The 7,450-nt window shown below is 40.7% G+C and carries 6 protein-coding genes; all 6 read left to right on the forward strand.

Translation table 11 applies throughout. The features are described 5' to 3' along the window. On the forward strand, window positions 1-1,474 hold a 1,474-nt coding region (purL, locus tag A194_RS0112920), incomplete at its 5' end, for a phosphoribosylformylglycinamidine synthase subunit PurL (protein WP_017187247.1). Next, window positions 1,450-2,901, forward strand: coding sequence for an amidophosphoribosyltransferase (gene purF, locus A194_RS0112925; RefSeq protein WP_017187248.1), 1,452 nt, complete (start codon window positions 1,450-1,452; stop codon window positions 2,899-2,901). The genes purL and purF, both read left to right, overlap by 25 nt. Beyond that, a complete protein-coding gene (purM, locus tag A194_RS18490; RefSeq protein ID WP_017187249.1) occupies window positions 2,901-3,938 on the forward strand; it encodes a phosphoribosylformylglycinamidine cyclo-ligase in 1,038 nt (345 codons plus the stop codon). The genes purF and purM overlap by 1 nt, the downstream gene beginning before the upstream one ends. Next, window positions 3,938-4,513: a phosphoribosylglycinamide formyltransferase gene (purN, locus tag A194_RS0112935; RefSeq protein ID WP_017187250.1), complete on the forward strand. Its 576-nt coding sequence runs from the start codon at window positions 3,938-3,940 to the stop codon at window positions 4,511-4,513. Before purM ends, purN begins: the two co-directional genes overlap by 1 nt. Continuing rightward, window positions 4,503-6,035, forward strand: coding sequence for a bifunctional phosphoribosylaminoimidazolecarboxamide formyltransferase/IMP cyclohydrolase (gene purH, locus A194_RS0112940; RefSeq protein WP_017187251.1), 1,533 nt, complete (start codon window positions 4,503-4,505; stop codon window positions 6,033-6,035). The genes purN and purH overlap by 11 nt, the downstream gene beginning before the upstream one ends. A gap of 138 nt (window positions 6,036-6,173) precedes the next feature. Continuing rightward, a complete protein-coding gene (gene purD / locus A194_RS0112945; protein ID WP_017187252.1) occupies window positions 6,174-7,436 on the forward strand; it encodes a phosphoribosylamine--glycine ligase in 1,263 nt (420 codons plus the stop codon). Window positions 7,437-7,450: the final 14 nt, after the last annotated feature.

Raw genomic sequence — 7,450 nt, forward strand, 5'->3', positions numbered from 1 at the left:
GGAGAAGTTATTAATTGAAGCTTGTTTAGATTTAGTCGAATCCGATGCATTAGTCGGGATCCAAGACATGGGTGCTGCTGGCTTAACGTCATCAGCAAGTGAAATGGCTAGTAAAGCAAGTACTGGAATTGAAATGAATTTAGATTTAGTTCCACAACGTGAACAAAACATGACACCATATGAAATGATGTTATCTGAATCACAAGAGCGTATGCTTGTCGTTATTGAGAAAGGCCGCGAACAAGAGATTAAAGATATCGTATCGAAGTATGGTATTGAAGCTGTTGAAGTTGGAACGGTTACTGATGACAAGAGGCTGCGTTTAACTTTCCAAAATGAAGTTGTTGCTGATATGCCAGTCGATGCACTAGCAGAAGAAGCGCCAGTCTATCATTTACCTTCAAAGGAACCTGAAGCTTTTAAACGTAATCAGTCTATGAATCTAGAACTTCCAGAAGTAAAAGATGCGAATGAGTTATTAGTCAATCTATTGAAAGCGCCTACGATTGCAAACAAAGAATGGGTGTATGACCAATACGATTACATGGTACAAACGAATACGGTAATCGCACCTGGGTCAGATGCAGCTGTCATTCGCATCAAAGGGACGAATAAAGCGTTAGCGATGACAACAGATTGTAACTCGCGTTATTTACAGTTAGACCCAAAAACAGGTGGTGAAATCGCGGTTGCTGAAGCAGCTCGTAATATCATTTGTTCAGGTGCAGAACCATTAGCCTTAACAGACTGCTTAAACTTTGGTAATCCAGAAAAAGAAGAAAACTTCTGGATGATGGAAAAAGCGACTGACGGAATGGCAGAAGCAGCAAGTCAGTTAAGCACGCCAGTCATTAGTGGAAACGTATCACTTTATAACGAAACGAACGGCACAAGTGTCTATCCTACACCTGTTGTTGGTATGGTCGGTTTAATTCACGATGTTGACCATATGACGAAACAACAAGTTCAGCGTGCTGGCGACTTAGTTTACGTCATTGGTGAGACAACACAAGAGATTGGTGGAAGTGAAGTTCAAAAGCATCTATTCGGTCAATATGAAGGAGCTACACCGAAGATCGACTTACAAGTTGAAAAAGAACGTCAAGAACTATTATTGAAGTCGATTCAACAAGGTTTAGTGCAATCAGCACACGACGTATCAGAAGGTGGCTTAGCTGTTGCACTTGCAGAGAAAGTGATGACTACCTCATATGGTTTAAATGTCACGCTTCAAGGTGAGCATTTACTCGAGATGTTTAGCGAAACGCAATCGCGATTTATCGTAACAGTTGCTAAGGAGAATCAAGCAGAATTTGAACAGGTTGTCTCTGATTGTAATTTAGTAGGCGAAGTGACAGATGATTCTGAGTTAAATATTAAATGGAATGAACAAAGCGTAATTAAAGAAGATGTCGATTCATTAACAGATCATTGGAAAGGAGCTATTCCATGCTTGGTGAAATCAAAGGGCTAAACGAAGAGTGCGGAATATTTGGTGTTTACAATCATATTCAAGCGGCTCACATGACGTATTACGGCTTGCATAGTTTACAACACCGTGGTCAAGAAGGTGCTGGTATCGTCGTTTCTAACGGCCAAATGTTAGAACAGTCAAAAGGTCATGGATTAGTTACTGAGGTGTTTGATGAAGAACGTTTAGCTCAGTTACCAGGCGATAGTGCAATCGGTCATGTTAGGTACTCGACAGCTGGCGAAAAATCGTATGAAAACATTCAACCACTACTGTTTCACTCTCACACAGGTTCATTATCTGTTGCCCATAACGGCAATTTAGTGAATGCGACGAAGCTAAGGTCTGAGTTAGAAGATGAGGGAAGTATCTTTCAAACGACATCAGATACAGAAGTGATTGCTCATTTAATTCGAAAAGGCGGAAAGAAGCCGCCTCATGAACGAATTAAAGCATCACTAAAACAGCTTGAAGGTGCATTTGCGATTGTTATGTTACTTGAAGATCAGTTAATTGCAGCTTTAGATCCTAGAGGGATGCGTCCCTTATCTTTAGGTAAAGTAGGTGATTCTTACGTCGTTGCCTCAGAAACGTGTGCTTTTGATGTCGTTGGTGCAGAATATGTTCGTGAAATTCAGCCTGGTGAGTATTTAGTTATTGATCAAGACGGACTACACTCAAGTACATTTGCTGACAAACAGGACCGCTCAATTTGTACGATGGAATATGTTTATTTCGCAAGACCTGATAGTCAAGTTGACGGCGAAAACATTCATAGTTCGAGAAAACGACTTGGAAAGAAATTAGCTGACATTGCACCTGTTGAAGCGGATGTTGTAACAGGTGTCCCAGACTCTAGCATTTCTGCAGCAATCGGTTATGCAGAACAGGCTAATATTCCTTATGAGCTTGGTCTTATTAAAAACCGATATGTTGGTCGTACGTTTATTCAACCATCGCAAGAGATGCGTGAACGCGGTGTGAGGATGAAGTTATCACCCGTACGCAAAATTGTAGAAGGAAAACGCGTCGTCATGGTCGATGATTCAATTGTTCGTGGTACCACATCAAGAAGAATTGTCTCAATGCTTAAAGAAGCTGGAGCGAAAGAAGTACATGTCAGAATTAGCTCTCCACCGATTAAACATCCATGCTTTTATGGAATTGATACGTCAACGTCATCTGAATTAATCGCAGCGAATAATTCTATTGAAGACATTCGAGAAGAGATTGGTGCCGATTCAATTAGCTTTTTACCAACTGACGAAATGGTCGAAGCGATTGGTCGAGACGATTCTAATCCAAATTGTGGTCATTGTTTAGCGTGTTTCACAGGAAACTATCCGACAGATATTTATGAAAATTCAGTATTACCACATGAGAAAGACCAATTAGTTAAAGAAGTCGTTAAACAAGGGGCGAGTTACTAATGTCAGAAGCATACCGTCAAGCAGGTGTTCATATTGAAGCAGGCTATGAAGCAGTTAATAGAATGAAGTCGCATGTTGAGCGCACGAAGCGGAAAGGTGTCGTCGGTGCATTAGGTGGTTTTGGAGGCCTATTTGACTTATCCCAACTGAATTATGAAGAGCCTGTATTAGTTTCAGGAACTGACGGAGTAGGCACGAAGTTAAAACTCGCCTTCATGGCTGACCAACACGATACAATTGGAATCGATGCAGTTGCAATGTGTGTGAATGATATTGTGGCACAAGGTGCTGAACCCTTATACTTTTTAGATTATTTAGCGTTAGGTGAAGCAAACCCTGAAAAAATAGAGCAAATTGTAAAAGGAATAGCTGATGGTTGCGAACAATCTGGTTGTGCTTTAATCGGTGGTGAAACAGCTGAAATGCCAGGCCTATATGATCCTGAGGAGTATGATGTAGCTGGGTTTGTCGTTGGAGCGGCAGAAAAGCGTAAACTCATTACAGGTGAAGGTATTGAATCAGGTGATGTATTAATAGGACTTCCTTCGAGCGGGATTCATAGTAATGGTTTTTCACTTGTGAGAAAAGTGTTATTAGAAGAACAACAGCTTGATTTAAATACGGTATATTCACCTTTTACTTCACCATTGAAAGAAGTTTTGCTTACACCAACTAAAATCTATGTAAAGCAAATTCTTGAATTAATCGAACATGTTGATGTAAAAGGTGTCGCTCATATTACAGGTGGTGGTTTCGATGAAAATATCCCTCGTATGTTACCTAAAGGTTTAGGGGCGACGCTCGATTTAACAATATTTCCTAAGCCTGATATATTTACATTTATTGAAGAGCAAAGCAATGTTGCACGACGTGAAATGTACAATGTTTTTAATATGGGAATTGGGATGGTTGTTGTTATTAATAGACGAGATGTTGATGAAGCATTGCTACACATTAAAGAATTGGGTGAAGAAGCTTACGTCATTGGATCAGTTAATGAAACTGGCGAACTGTTACTAACGGGGGAGGCAAAATGATGAAGAAGCTTGCTGTATTAGCTTCAGGTAGTGGATCGAATTTTGAAGCGATTGTTAATCAGTCAACAGGAGCATATGAAGTCGTTTTATTAATGACAGACCGAGACGATGCCTACGCACTACAACGAGCTGAAAGGTTAGGTATTCCTACTCGAAGTATATCGCCGAAAAGCTTTGAAGACAAAGTAACGTATGAGCAAGCTGTATTGGACGCTATTCAAAGTCACGGCATTGAATGGATTGCGCTCGCTGGCTATATGCGTATTGTCGGCCCAACCCTTTTAAAGCCTTATGAAGATCGTATCGTAAACGTTCACCCTTCGTTATTGCCTAACTTCCCTGGAAAGGATGCCATTGCTCAAGCGTTAGACGCTGGAGTGATGGAAACGGGTGTGACCGTTCATTACATTGATGAAGGAGTCGACACAGGTCCGATCATTTCTCAACAGGCTGTAGAAGTAGAAGAGAGAGATACATATGAAACACTTCAACAGAAGATCAGGCAAGTTGAACATGAACTTTATCCCAAAACATTAACGAAAATCATACGAGAGGATGAGCTAGTTGGGAAATAAACGCGCATTAATTAGTGTTTCTAATAAAACAGGTGTAATCAATTTTACAAAGCAGTTAACAGAGTTAGGCTATGACGTCATCTCGACCGGTGGGACTAAAAAAGCTTTAGAAGAAGCGGGATTAAACGTCATCAATATTTCTGATATAACTCATTTCCCGGAAATATTAGATGGTCGAGTGAAGACGTTACATCCTAATGTTCACGCTGGATTATTAGCTAAACATGATGACAATCATCATATGGCAGCGTTGAAGGAACAAGCGATCGAGACAATTGACCTTGTTGTCGTAAACTTATATCCGTTTAAAGAAACAGTTGCGCAAGAAGGTGTGTCGTTTGAAGATGCTATAGAAAACATTGATATCGGTGGCCCAGCAATGTTACGTGCAGCAGCCAAAAATCATCAAGACGTTACAGTCGTTGTTGACCCAGCGGATTACGGCACCGTTATTGACCATTTAAGTGATTCGAGTTCTTTAGAAGAGTTAAATCGTAAACTAGCCGCGAAAGTTTACAGGCATACTGCTCAATATGATGCACTTGTGGCTGATTATTTAACAGAGCAAGCGGATGAAAAGTTCCCTGAAACGAAGACGGTGACATACGAGCGTCAGCAAACGTTACGTTACGGTGAGAACCCTCACCAATCAGCTGCTTTTTATAAACATCCGTTTGCCGAAAACTCTTCACTCGTTAACGCTAACCAGCTACATGGCAAAGAGCTTTCCTACAACAACATTCAAGATGCTGATAGTGCTTTAACGATTGTAAAAGAATTTGAAGAACCTGCAGCTGTTGCTGTGAAACATACAAACCCGTGTGGTGTTGGAATTGGCCGAACGTTAAAAGAAGCATATGACCGTGCTTATGATGCAGATCCTGTTTCAATTTTCGGCGGAATTGTCGCATTTAATCGTGAAGTTGATGAAGTTGTCGCCCAAGACTTAAGTCAAATATTTTTAGAGATTGTAATCGCGCCGAGCTTTACAGAAGAAGCTTTAAACATTTTGACGCAAAAGAAAAACATTAGACTTTTACAAGTCCCTGTTCATCAAGGAGAACCTCAAGAGAAGCTAAGCACTGTATCAGGTGGATTACTTATTCAAGATGAAGACAGATATCTTGAAAGTGACATGCAGTATGACATCGTAACAGATCGCAAGCCCTCTGATGAAGAGTGGACGAATATGAAATTTGCATGGAAAGTGATGAAGCATGTGAAGTCGAATGCCATTTTACTTGCTAATGAAAACCAGACAATAGGTGTTGGTGCCGGTCAAATGAATCGTGTTGGAGCAGCCAATATTGCTATTGAGCAAGCAGGTGAAAAAGCCAAAGGTGCAGTCATGGCATCAGATGCCTTTTTCCCAATGGATGATACGGTAGAAGCCGCACATCAAGCAGGCATAACAGCGATTATTCAACCAGGTGGCTCAAAGCGTGATGCTGATTCGATTAAGAAGTGTAACGAGTATGGCATTGCGATGGTATTTACCGGAGTCCGTCACTTTAAACATTAAGTTTTTTCGGTGTTCGCCGGAATATGATGTAAATTCGCCGGATTATTTTAATTTTCGCCGAAAAAATCAAAATTTCGCCGAAAAAATCTCAAAATCGCCGAATTAACAATTTTTGGCATGGTGAAAAGGGGTGTTGAGATGAAAGTGTTAGTCGTTGGACGCGGAGGTCGTGAGCACGTTTTAGCTTGGAAGTTAAACCAAAGTGAGCGTGTAGATCAAGTAGTCGTTGCACCAGGAAATGATGGGATGAAGGATGTAGCACATGTTGAACCGATTGAAGAGAATCAGCATGAGCAGTTAATCGATTTTGTAAAAACCCATCAAATAGACTTAACGATTATAGGACCTGAAGCACCGCTCATGGACGGAATCGTTAATAAGTTTGAGAATGAAGGTCTCAAAGTATTTGGCCCGACAGCAGAAGCGGCCTATATTGAAGGGAGTAAAAACTTTGCAAAATCAATTATGCAAGATTACAACATTCCAACTGCAAAGCATAAAACGTTTGAAGACCCACAAGCAGCGAAAGGATATATTCAACAGCAAGGTGCTCCAATTGTTATTAAGGCAGATGGATTAGCTGCTGGTAAAGGTGTTACTGTTGCAATGAGTGTTAAGGAAGCAGAGCAAGCGGTTGATTTAATGTTAGGAGATGCGCAGTTCGGTGAAGCGGGAAGTCGTGTCGTTATTGAGGAATTCCTTGAAGGTGAGGAGTTCTCATTAATGGCATTCGTTAATGGCACTAACGTATACCCAATGGTTATGTCCCAGGACCATAAGAGAGCTTTCGATCAAGATCAAGGTCCAAACACAGGCGGTATGGGGGCATACTCACCAGTCCCACAAATTAGCCAAAAGGTGTATGAACAGGCAATTCAAGAAATACTAAAGCCAACCGCTCAAGCGTTAGTTGACCATAACCGTTCTTTTACGGGCTTTTTATATGCTGGTTTAATTGCAACACTAGAAGGGCCAAAAGTAATCGAGTTTAACGCAAGGTTTGGTGACCCTGAAGCACAAGTTATACTACCACGCTTACAATCAGACTTAGTAGAAATTATAGAAAGCGTGCTAAATGAAAAACCGGTTGCATTAAATTGGTCTCAAGATTCAGTGGTTGGTGTTGTATTAGCTTCAGAAGGGTATCCAAGTTCATATGAAAAAGGTAAACCTATTAAAGGATTAGAAGATTTGAGCCCTCAAGCATTAACTTTTCATGCAGGTTCGAAATACGAAAATGAGTATTGGCGAACTAACGGTGGTCGTGTGCTATTAGTTGGTGCAAAAGGGGACACAATCGCTCAAGCGAAAGATCAAGTTTATGCAGAGATGAAGAAATTAGATTCAAAAGATGTGTTTTACCGTAAAGATATTGCTAATAAAGCATTGCAAGTGTTATAAAAATAATCACGCAT

The sequence above is a fragment of the Alkalibacillus haloalkaliphilus C5 genome (assembly GCF_000269905.1).
Lineage (GTDB): Bacteria > Bacillota > Bacilli > Bacillales > Alkalibacillaceae > Alkalibacillus > Alkalibacillus haloalkaliphilus_A.

Bases quoted from the DNA above. Each gene is read 5' to 3' on its own strand.
- purF (WP_017187248.1), top strand. From the start codon at position 1,450: ATGCTTGGTGAAATCAAAGGGCTAAACGAAGAGTGCGGAATATTTGGT.
- purM (WP_017187249.1), top strand. From the start codon at position 2,901: ATGTCAGAAGCATACCGTCAAGCAGGTGTTCATATTGAAGCAGGCTAT.
- purN (WP_017187250.1), top strand. From the start codon at position 3,938: ATGAAGAAGCTTGCTGTATTAGCTTCAGGTAGTGGATCGAATTTTGAA.
- purD (WP_017187252.1), top strand. From the start codon at position 6,174: ATGAAAGTGTTAGTCGTTGGACGCGGAGGTCGTGAGCACGTTTTAGCT.